17 protein-coding genes, 1 tRNA gene and 1 pseudogene are annotated in these 18926 nt (G+C 65.7%); 10 read left to right on the forward strand and 9 right to left on the reverse strand.

The window, feature by feature from the left end:
- Positions 1–141: 141 nt before the first annotated feature.
- Positions 142–918 carry a FadR/GntR family transcriptional regulator gene (locus tag AB4Z10_RS21815; RefSeq protein WP_441472495.1) on the reverse strand — a complete coding sequence of 259 codons (777 nt, stop codon included), beginning with the start codon at positions 916–918 and terminating at the stop codon, positions 142–144.
- Positions 919–1154: 236 nt separating this feature from the next.
- On the opposite strand from AB4Z10_RS21815, the gene AB4Z10_RS21820 reads away from it, so the two are divergent.
- From AB4Z10_RS21820 to AB4Z10_RS21840, 5 genes are all read left to right on the forward strand, one after another.
- Positions 1155–2207, forward strand: coding sequence for an ABC transporter ATP-binding protein (locus tag AB4Z10_RS21820; RefSeq protein WP_441472496.1), 1053 nt, complete (start codon positions 1155–1157; stop codon positions 2205–2207).
- Between the two features lie 226 nt (positions 2208–2433).
- Entirely contained in the window at positions 2434–3738 is a 1305-nt protein-coding gene (locus tag AB4Z10_RS21825; RefSeq protein WP_441472497.1) for an ABC transporter substrate-binding protein, read from the forward strand.
- Positions 3739–3803: 65 nt separating this feature from the next.
- Positions 3804–4760 carry a carbohydrate ABC transporter permease gene (locus AB4Z10_RS21830; protein WP_441472498.1) on the forward strand — a complete coding sequence of 319 codons (957 nt, stop codon included), beginning with the start codon at positions 3804–3806 and terminating at the stop codon, positions 4758–4760.
- Complete coding sequence (locus AB4Z10_RS21835; protein WP_441472499.1) at positions 4753–5655, forward strand: carbohydrate ABC transporter permease; 903 nt, start codon at positions 4753–4755, stop codon at positions 5653–5655. The genes AB4Z10_RS21830 and AB4Z10_RS21835 overlap by 8 nt, the downstream gene beginning before the upstream one ends.
- A 92-nt stretch (positions 5656–5747) precedes the next feature.
- Positions 5748–6653, forward strand: coding sequence for an NAD(P)-dependent oxidoreductase (locus AB4Z10_RS21840; RefSeq protein ID WP_441472500.1), 906 nt, complete (start codon positions 5748–5750; stop codon positions 6651–6653).
- A gap of 161 nt (positions 6654–6814) precedes the next feature.
- Here the strand turns inward: AB4Z10_RS21840 and AB4Z10_RS21845 are convergent, their stop codons facing one another.
- Positions 6815–7891 carry a LacI family DNA-binding transcriptional regulator gene (locus AB4Z10_RS21845; RefSeq protein ID WP_441472501.1) on the reverse strand — a complete coding sequence of 359 codons (1077 nt, stop codon included), beginning with the start codon at positions 7889–7891 and terminating at the stop codon, positions 6815–6817.
- A gap of 92 nt (positions 7892–7983) precedes the next feature.
- On the opposite strand from AB4Z10_RS21845, the pseudogene AB4Z10_RS21850 reads away from it, so the two are divergent.
- Positions 7984–8904 (forward strand): annotated as a pseudogene (locus AB4Z10_RS21850) (NAD(P)-dependent oxidoreductase); the annotation flags it as partial.
- Positions 8905–8953: 49 nt separating this feature from the next.
- On the opposite strand, the gene AB4Z10_RS21855 reads toward AB4Z10_RS21850, so the two are convergent.
- A complete protein-coding gene (locus AB4Z10_RS21855; protein ID WP_441472503.1) occupies positions 8954–9697 on the reverse strand; it encodes an aspartate/glutamate racemase family protein in 744 nt (247 codons plus the stop codon).
- An 831-nt stretch (positions 9698–10528) separates the two neighbouring features.
- Positions 10529–10613 (reverse strand) — tRNA-Leu (locus AB4Z10_RS21860).
- A 205-nt stretch (positions 10614–10818) separates the two neighbouring features.
- Here AB4Z10_RS21860 and AB4Z10_RS21865 point away from each other — a divergent pair.
- From AB4Z10_RS21865 to AB4Z10_RS21880, 4 genes are all read left to right on the forward strand, one after another.
- Positions 10819–11430 (forward strand): YqaA family protein, encoded by a 612-nt coding sequence (locus AB4Z10_RS21865; protein ID WP_441472504.1) that lies wholly within the window; start codon positions 10819–10821, stop codon positions 11428–11430.
- Between the two features lie 8 nt (positions 11431–11438).
- Complete coding sequence (locus AB4Z10_RS21870) at positions 11439–11987, forward strand: disulfide bond formation protein B (protein WP_441472505.1); 549 nt, start codon at positions 11439–11441, stop codon at positions 11985–11987.
- Positions 11988–12256: 269 nt separating this feature from the next.
- Complete coding sequence (locus AB4Z10_RS21875; protein ID WP_441472506.1) at positions 12257–13642, forward strand: NfeD family protein; 1386 nt, start codon at positions 12257–12259, stop codon at positions 13640–13642.
- Positions 13643–13650: 8 nt separating this feature from the next.
- Positions 13651–14394: a slipin family protein gene (locus tag AB4Z10_RS21880; protein WP_441472672.1), complete on the forward strand. Its 744-nt coding sequence runs from the start codon at positions 13651–13653 to the stop codon at positions 14392–14394.
- Positions 14395–14617: 223 nt separating this feature from the next.
- Here AB4Z10_RS21880 and AB4Z10_RS21885 read toward each other — a convergent pair whose 3' ends face one another.
- From AB4Z10_RS21885 to AB4Z10_RS21905, 5 genes are all read right to left on the reverse strand, one after another.
- Entirely contained in the window at positions 14618–15175 is a 558-nt protein-coding gene (locus AB4Z10_RS21885) for an HNH endonuclease (protein WP_441472507.1), read from the reverse strand.
- Positions 15176–15397: 222 nt separating this feature from the next.
- On the reverse strand, positions 15398–16282 hold the full coding sequence (locus AB4Z10_RS21890) for a 3-hydroxybutyryl-CoA dehydrogenase (protein ID WP_441472508.1): 885 nt from the start codon (positions 16280–16282) through the stop codon (positions 15398–15400).
- An 84-nt stretch (positions 16283–16366) separates the two neighbouring features.
- The gene (locus tag AB4Z10_RS21895; protein ID WP_441472509.1) at positions 16367–17311 is read right to left on the reverse strand and encodes an electron transfer flavoprotein subunit alpha/FixB family protein; all 945 of its coding nucleotides are present in this window, start codon (positions 17309–17311) and stop codon (positions 16367–16369) included.
- Positions 17311–18057: an electron transfer flavoprotein subunit beta/FixA family protein gene (locus tag AB4Z10_RS21900; RefSeq protein WP_441472510.1), complete on the reverse strand. Its 747-nt coding sequence runs from the start codon at positions 18055–18057 to the stop codon at positions 17311–17313. Before AB4Z10_RS21900 ends, AB4Z10_RS21895 begins: the two co-directional genes overlap by 1 nt.
- 165 nt (positions 18058–18222) lie before the next feature.
- Positions 18223–18921, reverse strand: coding sequence for a rhomboid family intramembrane serine protease (locus tag AB4Z10_RS21905; protein ID WP_441472511.1), 699 nt, complete (start codon positions 18919–18921; stop codon positions 18223–18225).
- Positions 18922–18926 lie beyond the last annotated feature (5 nt).

Genomic DNA, 18926 nt, shown 5'->3' on the forward strand with positions numbered 1-18926 from the left:
CGCGCTGTCCGTGGGGCTGGAAGGAGTGTTGATTCGCGGCTTCTGAATCGATTAAAATGAAACTAGCCTGCTTGGCGCGGCATTCTAGCCATGCCTTTGCATGAGCGGTACCCGATGACGCCCCGCACCGCGGTGGGGCGCTTATTTAGTATGCTTTATTCGCATGATTTTTCCCGTCTCGGTAGCGTAGTGCGTGCCGAGCGAGGCGAGAGTCGTGTTCAGGCTGTCGATCACGAGCCCGGCCATCCGGGCGGAGGCGAGGTCGCCGTCGCGGTCGATGATGGCGAGCAGGACGTGCTCGTGGTCCGGGAGCGATTCGATATAGGCGGCCTCGTCCCCCGTCTTGAGCAGCAGCGACCATTGCAGCGTGGCGATGACGGCGCTGGCGAGGCACTGCAGCGCGGCATTCTGTGCGGCAGCAAAGATTGCTTCGTGGAAGGCGAGATCGGCGCGGATAGTCGCCTCGGCATAGGGAGGGCCGTCGGCCATGCCGCGATAGGCCGCCTCGATCCGGGCGATGTCAGCGGAGGTCCGGCGCTGGGCGGCGAGGCGGGCGGCGCTGGGCTCGACGAAGCGGCGTAACTCGAAGAGATCGCGAATGAAACGCTCGTTCGGGTCCGCTTCGAAATGCCAGGAGAGAACATCGGGGTCGAGCAGGTTCCAGCGCTCGCGCGGCGCGGCGCGGGTGCCGCTCTTCGGGCGTGCCTCCACCAGCCCCTTGGCGGTCAGGATCTTGACCGCTTCGCGATAGGCGGTGCGTGAAACCGAGATGTCCGAGCGCAGATCGTCCTCGTTGGGCAGAACCTCGCCGGCCTTGATGCGACCGGTGATGACCGCGACCGCGAGCTTCTGCGCGACCTGGCCGAAGAGCCTGTCCGGATTAAGCGTCGTCGGACGCGAGAAGTCGCGCACGCGCATGATGGGCTCTCCCTCTGCGGCCTTGCCGGAGCCCCTCATTTGAGGCGCGGCACAGACCATGGCGGCGCTTGACACGCTCGCTTCTATCGTATGACTTTATCGCAGACTGGAGCGGACACAATCGCCCGAAGCAGGCGAGGTCCGCTTTCATCATTCGGTCATCAGAAGCCGATTGTGGTCGCGACGCCTGATCGACGGGCGCTGCGACAAGGGAACGGAAAGCAGGGAAGGACGGCATGGCTTCAGTCCAGATCGCCGACGTACGCAAGGCCTACGGGTCGACGCAGGTCATCCATGGCGTCGACATCGACATYAACGACGGCGAATTCGTCATCCTTGTCGGCCCCTCGGGCTGCGGAAAGTCGACGCTGCTGCGCATGATCGCGGGGCTCGAGAACATCTCGGGCGGCGAGATTCGGATCGGACCGCGCGTGGTGAACGACGTGCCCCCGAAGGAGCGCGACATCGCCATGGTGTTCCAGAACTATGCGCTCTATCCGCATATGACGGTCGCCGACAACATGGCCTTCTCGATGAAGCTGCGGAAGGCGCCGAAGAGCGAGATCGACGAGCGCGTCAACAAGGCCGCGCAGATCCTCGGCCTGAACAAGCTGCTCGACCGCTATCCGCGCCAGCTTTCGGGCGGTCAGCGCCAGCGCGTCGCCATGGGCCGCGCCATCGTCCGCGATCCGCAGGTCTTCCTGTTCGACGAGCCGCTCTCGAACCTCGACGCCAAGCTGCGCGTCCAGATGCGCACCGAGATCAAGGAGCTGCACCAGCGCCTCAAGACTACGACGGTCTATGTCACGCACGACCAGATCGAGGCCATGACCATGGCCGACAAGATCGTGGTGATGCATGACGGCATCGTCGAGCAGATGGGCGCGCCGCTCGATCTCTACGACAATCCGGCGAACCTGTTCGTCGCGGCTTTCATCGGCTCGCCGTCGATGAACCTGCTCAAGGGCAAGATCACGGGCAATGGCTTCGAGACCGAAGGCGGAGTCGTCTGGCCGATCGGCCAGCATCCGGCGAATTCCGACGGGCGCGCAGCCGTGCTGGGCATCCGCCCGGAGCACTTCCAGCTCGACCCGAACGGCCTGAAGGCCGAGGTCGCGGTCGTCGAGCCGATGGGGTCGGAGACACAGGTCGTCGTCCGCTGCGGCGGGCAGGATCTGACCTGCATCTTCCGAGAGCGCATCACAGCCAAACCGGGCGAGACCATCGGGATCACGCCCGATACCAGCGTGACGCACCTCTTCGACGCTGGGACCGGCAAGCGCCTCTAGAGTGCGCGCCATCCGGGCCGCGCAACGGCCCGGGCGGACCACGCGTCCTCTGGCACGAGTTCAGAGCCGGCGCCGGGCAGGCTGACGCGATCAGGCCGGTGCCGCCTCTCAGAAATTCGCCGCCCATTGCATCGGGCGGCGGATAATGGCTGTTCAGTGCCCATAATCCATGCAGGACGGAGGTCCCATGTAGGCCTCCGCCGCACCCCACGGAGGAGACGGTTTCATGAGCATTTCCAGAAGAGACGTATTGATCGGCGGCGCCGGGCTTGCCGCCGGCGCAACGCTGCCGCTCGCGCCGGCCATCGCGCAGGCCAATATCGAGAAGGGCGCGACGCTGCGCGTGCTGCGCCCGACCAAGTTCGTCGATCCCGACCAGGCCATCTTCAACGAGAACACCGAGGCCTTTACCAAGGCGACGGGCGTGCCTGTCCGCGTCGACTATGCCGGCTGGGAGGACCTGCGCCCGCAGACGGCGGTGACCGCCAATACCGGCGCCGGCCCCGACATCGTCGTCGGCTGGGCCGACGACCCGCACATCTTCTCGGACAAATTGATCGATCTCACGCAGATCGCCGAGGATCTCGGCAAGAAATATGGCGGCTGGTATCCGATCGCCGAGAAATACGGCAAAAAAGACAAGACCAATCAGTGGGTCTCGATCCCGATGGGCGCCTCCGGCGCGCCGGCTGTCTATCGCGAATCCTGGGTCAAGGAAGCGGGCTTCGATACCTTCCCGAAGGATCTCGACGGTTTCCTCAACCTCTGCCGCAAGCTCAAGGCGAACGGCCACCCCGCCGGCTTCGCGCTCGGCAACGCGGTCGGCGATGGCAACGCCTTCTGCAACTGGCTCGTGTGGACCCATGGCGGCTACATGGTCGACGAGAACAACAAGGTCGCGATCAACTCGAAGGAGACGATCGCGGCGCTGAAATACGCCAAGGCGCTCTACGAGACCTTCATCCCCGGCACGCTCTCCTGGCTCGACATCAGCAACAACAAGGCGCTGACGGCCGGCGAAATCGGCGTCACCCAGAACGGCGTCTCGCTCTACTTCTCGATCAAGAATTCGAAGGACGAGAAGACCGCGGCGATCGGCAAGGACCTGAACCACGCGACCATGCCGGTCGGCCCGCTCGGCCGCCCGTCGGAGCCGGCGCTGATCATCAACGCCATGGCGTTCAAGCACACCAAATTCCCGAATGCCGCCAAGGAATACCTCCGCTTCATGATGGAGAAGGAGCAGTACGACAAGTGGCTGACTGGCTGCTACGGCTACTGGACCCAGCCGCTGAAGGCCTATGCCGAGAGCAAGGTGTGGTCCAGCGATCCCAAGATCCTGGTCTATCGCGATACCTGGGAGCGGGCTCTCTGGAGCGGCTACAAGGGCTCGATCAACGAGGCCGCCGGCACGGTCAACGCCGAATATGTCGTCGTCCAGATGGTCGCCTCCGTCTGCGCCGGCCAGGCCACGCCTGAGGAAGCCGCGGCGGAAGCCGAGCGCCGCGCCAAGCGCTACTATCGGACCTGACCCGCTTCTCCCGGCCGCCGTCCATGGTCGGCGGCCGGGAATGCCGGTCCAACTGCGAGCGCGCCATGGCGATTGCTGCTGCCGAATCGCGAACGGTCTACAAGCTGGAACAGAACTGGCTGGTACGGCTGTTCGACAACAAGACCTTCCTGATCTGCATCTGCCTGTTTCCGGCGGCGGCGCTGCTGCTCGTCTTCCTCAGCTATCCGCTGGGCCTGGGCATCTGGCTCGCCTTCACCGACACCCGCATCGGGCGGACCGGCCATTTCATCGGCTTCGAGAACTTCCAGTCACTGCTTCAGGACCGGGTCTTCATCACGGCGGTCTGGAACACGCTGCTCTATACCAGCGTGGCGACGGTGGGTAAGTTCGCGCTGGGCCTGTGGCTCGCGCTGCTGCTCAACAACCATCTGCCGTTCAAGTCGCTGCTGCGAGCGCTGATCCTGGTGCCCTGGATCGTGCCGACGGTGCTGTCCGCGATCGCCTTCTGGTGGATCTACGATCCGCAGTTCTCGATCATCTCCTATGTGCTCGTCGACGTGCTCGGCTGGCGCGACACCTATATCGATTTCCTCGGCCAGCCCTGGCCCGCGCGCTGGTCGCTGATCGCCGCCAATATCTGGCGCGGCATCCCCTTCGTCGCGATCAGCCTGCTGGCCGGCCTGCAGACGATCTCGCCCTCACTCTACGAGGCGGCGATGCTCGACGGAGCCAATGGATGGCAGCGCTTCCGGCATGTCACGCTGCCGATGCTGATGCCGATCCTGGCGGTGGTGCTGACCTTCTCGGTGCTGTTCACCTTCACCGACTTCCAGCTCGTCTACGCCATCACCCGCGGCGGACCGGTCAATGCGACGCATCTGATGGCGACCCTCGCCTTCCAGCGCGGCATCCCGGGCGGCCAGCTCGGCGAGGGCGCGGCGATCGCGGTGGCGATGATCCCGTTCCTCGTGATGGCGACGCTGTTCAGCTATTTCGGGCTCGCCCGGCGCAAATGGCAGCAGGGGGAAGACAATGACTGATCAGACCCTGAGCACGCGCCCGCCGCTGACGGACAAGGAGAGCACCGGCGTCATCGACTGGTCCTCCGGACCGCGGCGCTTCATCACGCTCTACCTGCCGCTGTCGATCTTCGTGCTGGTGTTGCTGTTCCCGTTCTACTGGATGGCGATCACGGCGATCAAACCGAACGCGGAACTGCTCGACTACAAGAACAACAACCCGTTCTGGGTGAAGTCGCCGACACTGGAGAACATCAACAAGCTCCTGTTCCACACCGACTATCCGCAGTGGCTCTGGACCACGATGATGGTCGCGGTGGTGGCGACCGCTCTCTCGCTGTTCGCCAGCGTGCTCGCGGCCTATGCGATCCAGCGGCTGAAGTTCAAGGGCTCGCAATATGTGGGTCTGGCGATCTATCTCGCCTATCTGGTGCCGCCCTCGATCCTGTTCATTCCGCTGGCGACGCTGATCTTCCAGTTCGGGCTGTTCGACTCGCCGCTGGCGCTGATCCTGACCTACCCGACCTTCCTGATCCCGTTCTGCACCTGGCTTCTGATCGGCTATTTCAAGTCGATCCCCTATGAGCTCGAGGAATGCGCGATGATCGATGGGGCGACCCGGCTGCAGACGCTGCGGCAGATCACCCTGCCGCTCGCCATGCCCGGGCTGATCTCGGCCGGCATCTTCGCCTTCACCCTGTCCTGGAACGAGTTCATCTATGCGCTCGCCTTCATCCAGTCGGCGGAGAAGAAGACGGTGCCTGTCGCGGTGCTGACCCAGCTCGTCGAGGGCGACGTCTATCATTGGGGCTCGCTGATGGCCGGTGCGCTGCTGGGCTCGATTCCCGTCGCGATCCTCTATTCCTTCTTCGTCGACTACTACGTCGCCTCGCTGACCGGCGCGGTGAAGGAGTAGCCAGTTTTGGCGCCGGCTTCCGCGAGGCCGGCGACTTCCTTGCGGGCATGGCGCGAGCCGTGCCCGCTTTCGTTCAAAGAGTGACTACGCCCATGTCCGCTCAACCGATCTCCAGCATCGCCTTCGTCGGCCTCGGCGCCATGGGTGCGCCAATGGCCGAGAACCTCGTCAAGAAGCAGTTCCGCGTCACCGGGTTCGATATGCGCGAGGCGGCGCGTGACGCGCTCGTGGCCGCTGGCGGTCATGGCGCGGCCAGCGCCAAGGAAGCCGCCAGCGGGGCCGAAGCACTCGTGCTGATGGTCGTCAATGCTGCCCAGGCCCGGGCTGTGCTGTTCGAGGCCGGGGCGCTCGCAGCGCTGGCGCCCGGCGCGACCGTCATCCTGATGGCGACCTGCCCACCGGGAGAGGCAGAGGCGATCGCGACCGAAGTCACCAAGACGGGGCGGCACTTCATCGACGCGCCGGTTTCCGGTGGCGTGAACGGCGCGCGGAACGCGACGCTGACGATCATGGTGGGCGCGCCGGCCGACAGCTTCGCACGGGCGAAGCCCGTGCTCGACGCGCTCGGCGACAAGGTTTTCCATGTCGGCGAGAAGGCGGGGCAGGGCGCGACGGTCAAGACCGTCAATCAACTGCTCTGCGGCGTGCATATCGCGGTTGCGGCCGAGGCCCTGTCGCTGGCCGAGAAGGCCGGCATCGACGGGCGATTGCTGTTCGAGATCATGGGCGGCTCGGCCGCCTCGTCCTGGATGCTCAGGGATCGCGGGCCGCGCATGCACGAGCCGGATCCGGTGGTGGCGAGCGCGGTCGACATCTTCGTCAAGGATCTCGGCATCGTGCTCGATGCCGGGCGCGCGGCAAAGACGGCGCTGCCGCTCGCTGCGGCGGCGCACCAGATGTTCCTCGCCGCTTCCGGCCTCGGCCATGGCGGGCGCGACGATTCGCAGGTCGTGCGTGCCTATCGCGCGCTCAATGCGAAACCCGCCAACGATGCCTGAACGGTGTTGATCCGGTGGCCCGCGATCTCAGCCMTCATCCCGAGGAGCCGCGCAGCGGCGTCTCGAAGGATGTTTCGGGAAGCTCGGGAGACATCTGGACCATTCTTCGAGAGGCGTCTCTGCGAAGCGCTCCTCGGGATGGGGGCTCGAGGGATGAAGAGCTAACGCGGCGGGCAGGTCGTTCCCCGGACGATCAGCGCAGGCGTCAGCAGCAGACGCTGCGTCGGCGCAGTGGGATCTGCGATGCGGTTCAGCAGGAACTCCGCCGACTTGGCGCCCATGTCGTTCTGGAAGTTGTAGATGGTGGTGAGCGCGGGGAACCATTGCGCGGCCTCCTTCACGTCGTCGCAGCCGACGATCGAGAAGTCGTGGCCCGCTTCCAGTCCGCGATGACGCAGGCCGAGCATGGCGCCGAAGGCGGCGAGGTCGTTCATGCAGACCGCCGCGGTCGGCGGGTCGGTCGCGTCGAGTACCTTGAGGATGCCCTTGTGGCCGGTTTCACGCGTGCCGAAGTCGAAATGCACCAATGCTGGATCGAGCGGCAGGCCGGCGCGGGCCAGTGCCTCGCGATAGCCGGCATAGCGGTTGCGCCCGGTCGAGATGCTTTCGTTCGCGCAGAGGAAGGCGATGCGGCGATGGCCGAGGTCGATCAGGTGCTCCATCGCAAGGGTGGTGCCATGGCGGTCGTCGGAACCGACGAAATCGAGGTCGACCCCGGCGATCTCGCGCGAGAGCTGTACGATCGGGACGCCGGAATCGGTCAGCGGAGTCAGGCTCTCCGCCGTGCTGCCGCCGGCCGAGCAGAGGATCATGCCGTCGGGACGGTATTCGGCGAGGCTGCCGAGCACCCGCGCCTGTTTCTCGATATCTTCCGCATAGGTGCCGAGCAGGATCGAGCGGCCATGGCGGCCCGCCGTTTCCTCGATCGCGGCCAGAAGCTCGGCGAAATAGGGATTGGTGATGTCGTGAAAGACGACGCCGATGATGTTGGTCCGGTCGGTGCGCAGCGAGGCGGCGCTGCGGTTGTAGCTGTAGCCCATAGCGCGGGCGATCTCGCGGACGCGTTCGCGCGTCGCTTCGGCGACGAGCGGCGAGCCCCGGAGCGCCAGCGACACCGTCGCGGTCGAGACCGAGAGGTGATCGGCGATGCTCTGCAGGGTGACGCGGCTGCGGCCGGCCGTGCCTGCCGTGGTGGGGCTTCTGGTCCGGCTGGTCTCGGGCGGGCCGTCGGCAGTCATGAATCGTCCACTGTGAGCGCTGACCTCGCGATGACCGGCGAGTCGGGTCGTTTTCTCCACGTTCCGTTTCATCTCAACCATATCAGCGGGAGAATTTGAAGATGACTGCAACCAAAGAGTCGGTGGGCTTCATCGGCGTCGGCCTGATGGGGCAGGGCATGGCCCGCAATCTGGTCGACAAGGGCTTTCCGCTCACCGTGATGGGGCACCGCAACCGCAAGCCGGTCGAGGAGCTGGTCGCGGCCGGCGCAGTGGAGGCGAAGACGCCGAAGGAACTCGCTGCCCGTTCGACCATCATCTTTCTCTGCGTTACCGGCTCGGCCCAGGTCGAGGCGGTGGTGAGGGGCGAGAACGGGATCATCGCGGGGGCCAAGCCCGGCACCGTGATCGTCGATTGCTCGACGTCCGACCCGACGGTGACGGTGCGGCTCGCTGCGGAGCTGGAGGCGAAGGGCCTGCATCTCGCCGATGCGCCGCTCGGTGGCACCCCGGCTCAGGCGGCGCTCGGGCAGCTCTCGGCGATGATCGGCGCTTCGCCCGAGGTCTTCGCCCGGATAAAGCCGGCCTGTGAGGCCTGGGCACAGAAGATCGTGCATCTCGGGCCGGTCGGCGACGGGCACAAGATGAAGCTGATCAATAACTTCCTGTCGCTGGGCTATGCCGCGATCTATGCGGAGGCGCTGACGCTCGGCCAGAAGATCGGCATCACGCCGGAGACCTTCGACAGCGTGTTGCGCGGCAGCCGCATGGATTGCGGCTTCTACCAGACCTTCATGAAATACGTGCTGGAGCGCGACCGCGACGCGCACAAGTTCACGCTCAGCAACGCGCTGAAGGATGTGCGCTATCTCGAGAGCGTCGCCAATGATGCCGGTGTCGCCAACCCGATCGGCAACGCCGTCAAGAACAGCTATGCGGCGGCGGTCGCGAGCGGGCACGGCGAGGACTATGTGCCGATGCTCTCCGACTGGATTGCCGGGCTCAACGGCGTTTCCCTTGCCGGCAAGGGCTGAACGATGACAACGAGGCGCCCGAGGATCGTGCGGGCGCCGCGACCGGATGTCAGGGCTGCGCCAGCAGGCGGGCCAGGCCGTCCGACAGGCCGGTGCTGGCGACGGGGGCGGGCAAGGCGAAGTCGCCGCTCTCGGGCTTGCGCAAGGGCTGGCTCAGTGCATCGAGCAGCATCCGGATGCCGGCCTCGGCCGAGCAGATCACCGGAATGTCGACATGGGGCTGCACCCGTGCGGCAAGTCCGGCGAGGCCGGCGCCGCCGAGGATGACCGCGCCGGCGCCGTCGCGGTGCGCCACGAGGCGGCAGGCCTCGGCGAGCATGGCGATGGAGCCGTCCGGGTCGCGGGCGATGTCGGCCCCGGTGGGCGCGACTGTCTCGACCGCTGCGAGGCGCCCGCCGAGGCCGAGCGAGCCGAGGAACTCCCGCAGCATCGGCCCCCAGCGCTCGCCGCCGGTGACGATGGCGAAGCGCTGGGCCTTCTGTGCTGCGAGACGGCTGCTCGCCTCGGCCATGCCGATGACGGGAACGCGCGCCATCTCCTTGAGCGCGAGAAGGCCGGGATCGCCGAAGCAGGCGAGATAGACACCGTCACAGCCATGGCCGTGCTCGGCGAAGGCCTCCAGCGCGGCATGTGCAGCCACGACGCTGGCGCTGCGGCTGGCGATGTAATGCGCGCCGAAGCGCCCGGTCACTGGCACAATGGTCGTGTTCGGCGGCAGATAGGGCTCGATCACCCGCGCGACCAGGGCCGTCATTTCCGGCATGGTGTTGGGATTGATGACGAGAATGCGCAAAGCGATCGGTTCCCGATTTGCGAAGCGATAGAGCGCTCCGGCGAGAGGGCAAGTCTCTCCGGCGGCACATCATCCATGCCATGAAGGAGCGCGGTTTCCGGCGCAAGAGTCTTGTGCCGTGACGCGACGCGGGAGGCCGCGCAAGAGGGCTCCCGCCGGCGATGTCGATGGCGCCTTTGATCGGACGGACAGAAGGCAGGAGTTCGGACGGGATCTGAGCATGCCAAGCAGAAGGGCAAGATTTGGCGGGCGCCGCGCCGGATTTGCCACCTGCTTGCCCCGGGCGAAATCTTCTCGCTTCTGCCGGCGTCGGCCATTGCTTCGGCCGAATAAGTGTCCGGGTCACTCTAATCTCGATTGGAAGCAAGCGGAGGACCGTCTATTGTCGATAGTTGCCCGGACCGAGTGTATTGGCCCGATAGGCACGACCCCATCCGGTCGACGCTTGACAGGACATGCGAAATGAAAACACCTCAATATGTGTGTCTGCTGCTTATCGCTGGGTCTGCTCTTGCAGGGTGCCAGACATCGCAGTCAAGACAATCGCAGCTCGCGGCCATCTGTGCCGATCCGGCCAATCGGCGGCCTCAGACCGCTTATTTTTCCGAATGCCAGACGCTCTATCCTTCGACGGATCGGGCCTTGCAGAGGAACTATCAGCTCGGCGCCCCCACCGGTAATTGACCAACAGCGGCACTGCCGTAAAGAGACAGCGTGCGTGGCGATGTCTCGCGCGAGATCGCTGCCGCCGCGTCGTTGTGACGAGGCGACGGTGACTCGTAGAATGCTCAGGCTTGCTCAGCATGCCGCCAAGATCGGCGGATCGTGTTTTGGTGCCCCTGGCCGGGATCGAACCAGCACTCCTTGCGGAACTCGATTTTGAGTCGAGCGCGTCTACCAATTCCGCCACAGGGGCCCATACAGGCGGGCGGACTATAGCGATCGGTCGATGCCGGTCAATCGGTGGAACGGCCGCCGCGGCTGGTTTCGGTGCGTTGTGCTCTGACGGCCGTGGGTTTTTCACGCATGGGCTCTTGCAAGGATGGCACACCGGGGTGGCGACAGCGCTCCGAAGGCTCGCGCACCGTTGCGTCAGCCGTCGCCCCATGGTCTAGAGCGCCATGCTCAAGCGCCTCTACGAATGGACAATGTCGCTCGCGGCCCGGCCGCGCGCCGAGCTCTGGCTGGCAGTCGTCGCCTTCGTCGAAAGCTCGTTCTTCCTGATCCCGGCCGATGTGCTGTTCGTGCCGATGGCTTTGGCGCGGCCGCAGCGGGCGTATCGGTTGGCCTTCATCGCCACGCTGTTCTCCGTGCTCGGCGGTATCGCCGGCTATGCGCTCGGCTACTACGCCTTCGAGGCGCTGGCGAAGCCGGTGCTCGCCTTCTACGGCAAGCTCGGCGCCTTCGAGACGCTGCGCGCCTGCGCAGGCCCGGACACGACGCTCATCCTGCTGACCACCTCCGGCCTGGCTCACCTGCCGCCGATCAAGGTGGTGACGATCCTGGCCGGTGCGGTCCATATCGGCCTCGCGTTTTTCGTCATTTCCTGCGTGCTGGCGCGCGGGGCGCGCTTCTTCGCCTTGGCCTTCCTGCTGCGCCGCTATGGCAACGCGATCCGGCATTTCATCGAACGTCGCCTGAAAGTGATCGCGGTAGTCGGCGCCGCCGTGCTGATCCTGCTTTATTTCGGCCTCAAGCTCGTCGCAGGGTCAGGCCAGCTTCTTTCCTGCTGAGCCTTGCCATGACCGCCTCTTCAGCCATTGCGTCCCACGGTCCCAACCGGTTGCTCACGCCGCTGCGGTTGATCGCGCTGATCGGACTTGCGAGCCTGGCTCTGATCGGAGGCGCCTGGTTCTTCGAACTGGTCATTCATCTGCGGCCCTGCAAGCTCTGTCTCGAACAACGCGTGCCGCACTATGCCGCCATCGGCCTGGCTCTCGCGGCGCTGGTGCTGGCACGTTCGCCGCGGCTGCAATGGCTCGTCCTGCTCGGGTTGGCCGGCCTGATGGCCTGGAGCACAGGGCTCGGCTTCTACCACGCGGGTGTCGAATGGGGCTGGTTCGTCGGGCCGAATGATTGCGGGGGCGCGGCCTCGGCAGCAGCCGGCATGCAGGATTTCATGAAGCAGCTGCAGACGACCCGGATCGTCGCCTGCTCGGAAGCGGCGTGGCGTTTCCTCGGTCTGTCGCTTGCAGGCTGGAACGCGCTGGTATCGGCCGGGCTGTTCCTGCTCGCCATCTTCGGGCTGCTGCGCGGGGTTGTCGGGCGCCGGCTAAACCAGCCTGTTTGATCAGCGAGATTCCTGAAGGTCGGGCGTCGTCTTCGCCCTGGCTGTCGGCACGAGAGGCACGCTTCGGCGGCGCCTGGGGCGGTCGCCGCAGGCCTATGCTTCACCTTCGCGGTGGCACCTGAGGCTGCGATTGCGGCTCCCGGAAGCAGGCGAAAGCGCCCGAGCGCGTACTCTTCCCCAAACGTGAGATATCAGCCGCTCCGCCGCCATCGCCGACCTCATGGACTTTGCCGGAATCGAACCCATATTGATTCCACGGAGTTTTGAGCGTGAGACTCGCGCGGGTGGCCCTTTTCGCAGCGGCCGTCATAGCCGCAGCGGTCCTTTCTTCCTTCTCACCGGCCCGAACGGCGGGGGGGCGGGTCGCCTTGAGCATCGCGATCGACGGCGCGATCGGTCCGGCGAGCACGCGCCAGCTCAAGGAGGCGCTGAGCGTCGCCGCCAAGCGCGATGCCGAGGTTCTCATCCTGCAACTGGATACGCCCGGCGGCCTGGTCACGTCGATGCGCGAGATGATCGCCGACATCCTGGCCTCTCCCGTGCCCGTCATCGGCTATGTCGCGCCGCCGGGCGGCCACGCGGCGAGTGCCGGAACCTACATCCTCTACGCCACCCATGTCGCGGCGATGGCGCCCGGCACCAATCTCGGAGCTGCGACCCCGGTGGCGATCGGCGGGCTGCCCTCGCTCCCCGGCGGCGAGAAGGATAGCGGCCCGGGCGGCAACGGGAAGGACGCCGGCGGCCGGCCACCCGGCGACGCGATGATGGCCAAGGTGACCAATGACGCGGTCGCGTTGATCCGCTCGCTTGCCGAATTGCGCGGGCGCAACGGCGACTGGGGCGAGAAGGCCGTGCGCGAGGCGGCGAGCCTGTCGGCCAGCGCGGCGCTTGATCAGCATGTCATAGACTTCGTCGCCCGCGACACGACCGAGCTCCTGCAACTGGCCGATGGCCGCACCGTCGACGTGGCCGGCAAGAAGGAAGTGCTGGCCACGAAGGGCCTGGCCGTCGAGACTCTGGAGCCCGGCTGGTTCATCCAGCTTCTCGCCGTCATCACCAACCCCAACATCGCCGTCGTGCTGATGCTGGTTGGCGTCTATGGCCTCGTCTTCGAGTTCATCAGCCCCGGCGCGGTGGCGCCGGGCGTGCTCGGCGCCACCTGCCTGCTGCTCGGCCTCTACGCGCTCGATCTGCTGCCGATCAACTATGCCGGGCTCGCGCTGATGCTGCTCGGCGTCGCCTTCCTCATCATGGAGGCCTTCAATCCGACGGCCGTGCTCGGGCTCGGCGGTGTGGCGGCCTTCTTGCTCGGCGCCACCATGTTGCTCCAGGTCGAGGGGCCGGGCTTCGCCATATCCTGGGCGGTCATCGGCCCCGCGGCCGCGCTGACGCTCGGGCTCGCGCTGCTCGCCGGCACCTATGTCTGGGCGGCGCGGCGCAATCCTCCGCGCGTCGGTGGCGAGGCGATGCGGGGCCTTGCCGTCGACATCCTCGACTGGGACGGCCGGGAAGGCCACGTGCTGGCGCTCGGTGAACGCTGGCGGGCGAAGGCCGACGAGCCGATCATGCCGGGGGACAGCGCCGAGGTGACCGCCATCAGCGATCTCGTCCTGACGGTACGGCGGCGGGCCGCGGCGAACGATGGAGCAAGATGATGACGACGATGGTCGGTTATGTGGCCTATCTGATCATTGCGCTGCTGGTGGCCTTGTTCCTGTCAGCGGCGATCCGCATCCTGAGGGAATATGAGCGCGGCGTGGTCTTCACGCTCGGTCGCTTCACCGGTGTCATGGGGCCGGGCCTCATCATCCTCGTGCCGTTCGTCCAGCAGATGGTGCGCGTGGATCTGCGCGTCGTGGTGCAGGATGTGCCTCCGCAGGATGTCATTTCGCGCGACAACGTCTCGGTGAAGGTCAACGCAGTGCTCTATTTCCGCATCGTCGATGCCGAGCGCGCGATCCTCCAGGTCGAGGATTTCATGACCGCCACCAACCAGCTCGCGCAGACCACGCTGCGCTCGGTGCTCGGCAAGCACGAACTCGACGAGATGCTGGCCGAGCGTGACAAGCTCAACAGCGACATCCAGGAGATCCTCGACCAGCGCACCGATGCCTGGGGCATCAAGGTCTCCAATGTCGAGATCAAGGATATCGACCTCAACGACAGCATGGTCCGCGCTATCGCCAAGCAGGCTGAGGCGGAGCGGCTGCGGCGCGCCAAGGTCATCAACGCCGACGGCGAGCAGCAGGCAGCGGCCAAGCTGGTCGAGGCCGGCCGCATGCTGGCGGCCGAGCCCCAAGCCATGCAGTTGCGCTATTTCGAGGCCCTGCACGACATCGCCGGCGAGCGCTCCTCGACGGTGGTGTTCCCTCTGCCGGTGGATCTGTTGAGTCAGTTCCTGAAGTAGCCGGGCGGCGATGGCGGGGGCACGCGACAAACGCGCCTGGGAAAATTAGAGCCTTGATCCTGAGGAGCGCCGTAAGACGCGTCTCGAAGGATGATCCAGATATCTCCTGAGCTTCCGGGAACACCCTTCGAGGAGCCATTCCTGACGAAATGGCTCCTCAGGACGAGGCTCGGGGAATTCCCAAACGGCTCTTATTGGGTGCAATGCAGCTGCTGCCTGAGCCTTACGGCTCCAGCTCGGAGTCCCAGTAGAGATAGTCGAGCCAGCTCTCGTGGAGATAGTTCGGCGGGAACAGCTTGCCGTTGCGGTGGAGGTCGTTGACCGTCGGCGCATAGGGCTTCTGGGCCGGGAACATCTCGACCGCGGCCGGCATCTTGTCGCCCTTGCGCAGGTTGCAGGGCGAGCAGGCGGCGACGACGTTGTCCCAGGTGGTCAGGCCGCCCTTGGAGCGGGGGATGACGTGGTCGAAGGTCAGTTCCTCGCGCGTGTTGCAATATTGGCAGGCGAAGCGGTCGCGCAGGAAAACGTTGAAGCGGGTGAAGGCCGGCGTCCGGGATGGCTTGATGTAACTCTTCAGCGAGACGACCGAGGGCAGCCGCATGTCGAAGCTGGGGCTGCGGACGACGGTGTCGTATTCGGAGACGATGTTGACGCGGTCCATGAAGACCGCCTTGATCGCGTCCTGCCAGCTCCAAAGGGACAAGGGATAGTAGCTGAGCGGCCGGAAATCGGCGTTCAGGACCAAGGCCGGACAGCCGTCCGGCGACGCCATCGGATGCATCACATGCGCCGTCAAACCCGTCGCACCTCCGCTTCGCCAAGCGGGACGAATCCCGCCCTCAGATCAATGTAAGCGCGAGACGACAGGAATGTGAAGGAACTTATTGCGGGTGCGACAAAGCCCCTCGCACGGGCGAGGTGCTTCCTCGCTCGTGGCAGCCGCTCAGCAGATCATGGTGCTTTTCGTTCAATTCGCGGGTTCTGGCCCGCCGGCCGTGATTCGTCAGCGGGTTGGGACGGGCTTCTCGCCGCGGTAATCGTAGAAACCGCGCTTGGTCTTGCGGCCCAGCCAGCCGGCCTCGACGTATTTCACCAGCAGCGGGCAGGGCCGATATTTCGAATCGGCGAGGCCGTCATGGAGCACCTGCATCACGGACAAGCAGGTGTCGAGGCCGATGAAATCGGCGAGCTGGAGCGGGCCCATCGGGTGGTTGGCGCCGAGCCGCATGGCGGTGTCGATCGCGTCGACCGAGCCGACGCCCTCATAGAGCGTGTAGACGGCCTCGTTGATCATCGGCAGCAGGATGCGGTTGACGATGAAGGCCGGGAAGTCCTCGGAGACCGAAACGGTCTTGTGCAACTGGCCGACGAGCGCCTTGGCGCGCTCGAAGGTGCCGTCGTCGGTGGCGATGCCGCGAATCAGCTCGACGAGCTGCATCAGCGGCACCGGGTTCATGAAGTGGATGCCGATGAAGTGCTCGGGGCGGTCGGTCGCGGCCGCAAGCCGGGTGATCGAGATTGAGGAGGTGTTGGAAGCGAGGATCGCCTGGGGCTTCAGATGCGGACAGACGGCCGTGAAGATCTTGCGCTTGACCTCCTCGTTCTCGGTCGCAGCCTCGATGACGAGGTCACAATCGCCGAGATCGGCGAGGCCGACCGCGGGCTCGATCCGTTGCACGGCGGCGCGGCGATCCTCGTCGGCGAGGGCGCCCTTCTGGACCTGGCGGGCCATGTTGCCGTCGATGGTGGCGAGCGCCGCCTTGATCCGGTCCTCGGCGACGTCGTGCAGCCTGACATCGAACCCGGCCACCGCCGCGACATGGGCGATGCCGTTGCCCATCTGGCCTGCCCCGATGATGCCGATCGTCTTGATCGCGTGGTCCGACATGGTCTGATCCCGGATAGTCTTCTTATGCTCCCGCAGGAGCGGAACGGGCCGCCCTAAGGCGGCCCGGGAACGATGGTCTATGCCTTACTTGCCGGCTTTGGCGAGTTCGGCGTCGAGCTCCGGCAGGACGGTGAAGAGGTCGCCGACGAGGCCGTAATCGGCGATCTGGAAGATCGGCGCCTCTTCGTCCTTGTTGATGGCGACGATGACCTTCGAGTCCTTCATGCCGGCGAGATGCTGGATCGCGCCGGAAATGCCGACCGCGATATAAAGTTCAGGCGCGACCACCTTGCCGGTCTGCCCGACCTGCCAGTCGTTCGGGGCGTAGCCGGCATCGACCGCAGCGCGCGAAGCGCCCATGGCGGCGCCGAGCTTGTCGGCGACGGGCTCGATCACCTTGGTGAAGTTCTCGGAGGAGCCGAGCGCGCGGCCGCCCGAGATGATGATCTTGGCCGAGGCGAGTTCCGGACGGTCGGACTTGGCGACCTCCTCGCCCTTGAAGGACGAGTTGCCGGGGTTCTCAGCCGCCGAGACGGTCTCGACCGCGGCCGAACCGCCTTCGCCCGCCGCCTGGAACGAGGCGGTGCGGATGGTCAGCAGCTTCTTGGCGTCGGTCGACTGCACCGTCTGGATGGCGTTGCCGGCATAGACCGGGCGCTCGAAAGTGTCGGGCGAGACGATCTTGCTGACGTCCGAGACCTGCATCACGTCGAGCAGGGCGGCGACGCGCGGCAGCACGTTCTTGCCGGTGGTGGTCGAGGGCGCGACGACGGCGTCATAGCCGTCCGCGAGCTTCACGATCAGCGCCGCCAGCGGCTCGGCCAGCGCGTGGCTGTAGGCCGCGTCATCGGCGAGCAGCACCTTCTCGACGCCGGCGAGCCTGGCGGCGGCATCGGCTGCGGCCTTGGCGCCCTGGCCGGCAACGAGGATGTGAACCGGAGTGCCCAGTTCCTTGGCAGCGGTCAGCGCCTTGGCGGTGGCGTCCTTGACGGAGACGTTGTCGTGTTCGGCGATCAGCAGCGTGGTCATCAGATCACCCCGGCGGTCTTGAGCTTGGAGACGAGTTCGGCGGCGTTGGCCACCTTGACGCCGGCGGAGCGGCCGGCGGGCTCGACCGTCTTCAGAACTTTCAGGCGCGGCGCGACATCGACGCCGAGCGTCTCGGCCGAGGTCTCGTCGAGCGGCTTCTTCTTCGCCTTCATGATGTTGGGCAGCGAAGCGTAGCGCGGCTCGTTGAGGCGCAGATCGGTGGTGACGATCGCCGGCAGCTTCAGCTGGACCGTCTGCAGGCCGCCATCGACCTCGCGGGTGACGTCGACGCTATCCGCGCCGAGCTCGACCTTGGAGGCGAACGTGCCCTGCGCCCAGCCCAGCAGCGCGGCGAGCATCTGGCCGGTCTGGTTGCAATCGTCGTCGATCGCCTGCTTGCCGAGGATGACGAGACCGGGATTCTCCTGCTCGACCACCTTCTTCAGAAGCTTGGCGACCGCAAGCGGCTCGACCACGCCGTCGACCTTCACGAGGATGCCGCGGTCGGCGCCCATGGCCAGCCCGGTGCGGATCGTCTCGGCGGCCTGCGCCGGGCCGATCGAGACCACGATCACTTCGCTCGCCTTGCCGGCTTCCTTGAGGCGGAGCGCCTCTTCGACGGCGATCTCATCGAAGGGGTTCATCGACATCTTCACATTGGCCAGCTCGACGCCGGACCCGTCCGCTTTCACGCGGATCTTCACGTTGTAATCAACCACCCGCTTGACGGGCACCAAGATCTTCATCGTCAGATCACCGTTCAGAAGAGATGCGCCTCGCGCCGCGCCGTCCAAGACGGCAGAGTGGCGGCATCGCGGCCCTCGGCTGGAATGCGCAGGGACCGTAGCGACGCCGGTTTGGGCTTGTCAACGTCGTCCAAGGTCTGGTCGGAGGGGCAAAAGCGCACGGGCTCACCCGCCGACCGGCCGGCGGCCGAACAAGGGCACGCTGCGATGGATGAAGAGCGGCGTGAGCGCAGCCCCGGTCGCAAGCCCGCCAAGATGGGCCCACCAGCCGACATTGCCGTCGGTCTGGAACAAGGCCGAGCCGGCCTGCAGAAGAATCCAGCCGCCGAGCGCGTACATCGCCGGGATATGGATCGGAATCCAGTTGAAGGCGACGCCCCAGATGCGCACCTGCGGATAGAGCATCAGATAGGAGGCGATGACACCGGAGATCGCGCCGGAGGCGCCGATCAAGGGCTGCTCGGAATCGGGATACATTCCGGCGTGGATGAGCGAACCGCCCAGACCGCAGAGGAAGAAGAACATGAGGAAGCGGGCATGGCCCATCGCGTCCTCGACATTGTCGCCGAAGACCCAGAGGAACAGCATGTTGCCGGCCAGATGCGCCAGATTGGCATGGAGCAGCACATTGCTGAACAGCGTCAGCCAGGGCGGCAGATGGGCGAGCCCTTCCGGCAGCTGCGCCGTGCCGAACAGCACCGAGGGGATCATGCCGAAACCGGCCATGATCGCGATCTCGGCGTTCTCTCCCGGCCAGAACCAGAGCGCGACCTGGGCGGCAAGACAGGCGCAGATCAGCGCGTAGGTGACATAGGGAGTTCGCATGAAGCGCAGCGGCACGCCGTCATGCAGGGGAACGAACATGGCTG

The sequence above is a fragment of the Allobosea sp. RAF48 genome (genome assembly GCF_052114025.1).
Lineage (GTDB): Bacteria > Pseudomonadota > Alphaproteobacteria > Rhizobiales > Beijerinckiaceae > Allobosea.

Excerpts from the sequence above, each read along its gene's own strand:
- AB4Z10_RS21815 (WP_441472495.1), bottom strand. The coding sequence starts at position 918 with ATGCGCGTGCGCGACTTCTCGCGTCCGACGACGCTTAATCCGGACAGG.
- AB4Z10_RS21825 (WP_441472497.1), top strand. The coding sequence starts at position 2,434 with ATGAGCATTTCCAGAAGAGACGTATTGATCGGCGGCGCCGGGCTTGCC.
- AB4Z10_RS21830 (WP_441472498.1), top strand. The coding sequence starts at position 3,804 with ATGGCGATTGCTGCTGCCGAATCGCGAACGGTCTACAAGCTGGAACAG.
- AB4Z10_RS21835 (WP_441472499.1), top strand. The coding sequence starts at position 4,753 with ATGACTGATCAGACCCTGAGCACGCGCCCGCCGCTGACGGACAAGGAG.
- AB4Z10_RS21840 (WP_441472500.1), top strand. The coding sequence starts at position 5,748 with ATGTCCGCTCAACCGATCTCCAGCATCGCCTTCGTCGGCCTCGGCGCC.
- AB4Z10_RS21845 (WP_441472501.1), bottom strand. The coding sequence starts at position 7,891 with ATGACTGCCGACGGCCCGCCCGAGACCAGCCGGACCAGAAGCCCCACC.
- AB4Z10_RS21865 (WP_441472504.1), top strand. The coding sequence starts at position 10,819 with ATGCTCAAGCGCCTCTACGAATGGACAATGTCGCTCGCGGCCCGGCCG.
- AB4Z10_RS21870 (WP_441472505.1), top strand. The coding sequence starts at position 11,439 with ATGACCGCCTCTTCAGCCATTGCGTCCCACGGTCCCAACCGGTTGCTC.
- AB4Z10_RS21880 (WP_441472672.1), top strand. The coding sequence starts at position 13,651 with ATGGTCGGTTATGTGGCCTATCTGATCATTGCGCTGCTGGTGGCCTTG.
- AB4Z10_RS21885 (WP_441472507.1), bottom strand. The coding sequence starts at position 15,175 with ATGCATCCGATGGCGTCGCCGGACGGCTGTCCGGCCTTGGTCCTGAAC.
- AB4Z10_RS21890 (WP_441472508.1), bottom strand. The coding sequence starts at position 16,282 with ATGTCGGACCACGCGATCAAGACGATCGGCATCATCGGGGCAGGCCAG.
- AB4Z10_RS21895 (WP_441472509.1), bottom strand. The coding sequence starts at position 17,311 with ATGACCACGCTGCTGATCGCCGAACACGACAACGTCTCCGTCAAGGAC.
- AB4Z10_RS21900 (WP_441472510.1), bottom strand. The coding sequence starts at position 18,057 with ATGAAGATCTTGGTGCCCGTCAAGCGGGTGGTTGATTACAACGTGAAG.
- AB4Z10_RS21905 (WP_441472511.1), bottom strand. The coding sequence starts at position 18,921 with ATGTTCGTTCCCCTGCATGACGGCGTGCCGCTGCGCTTCATGCGAACT.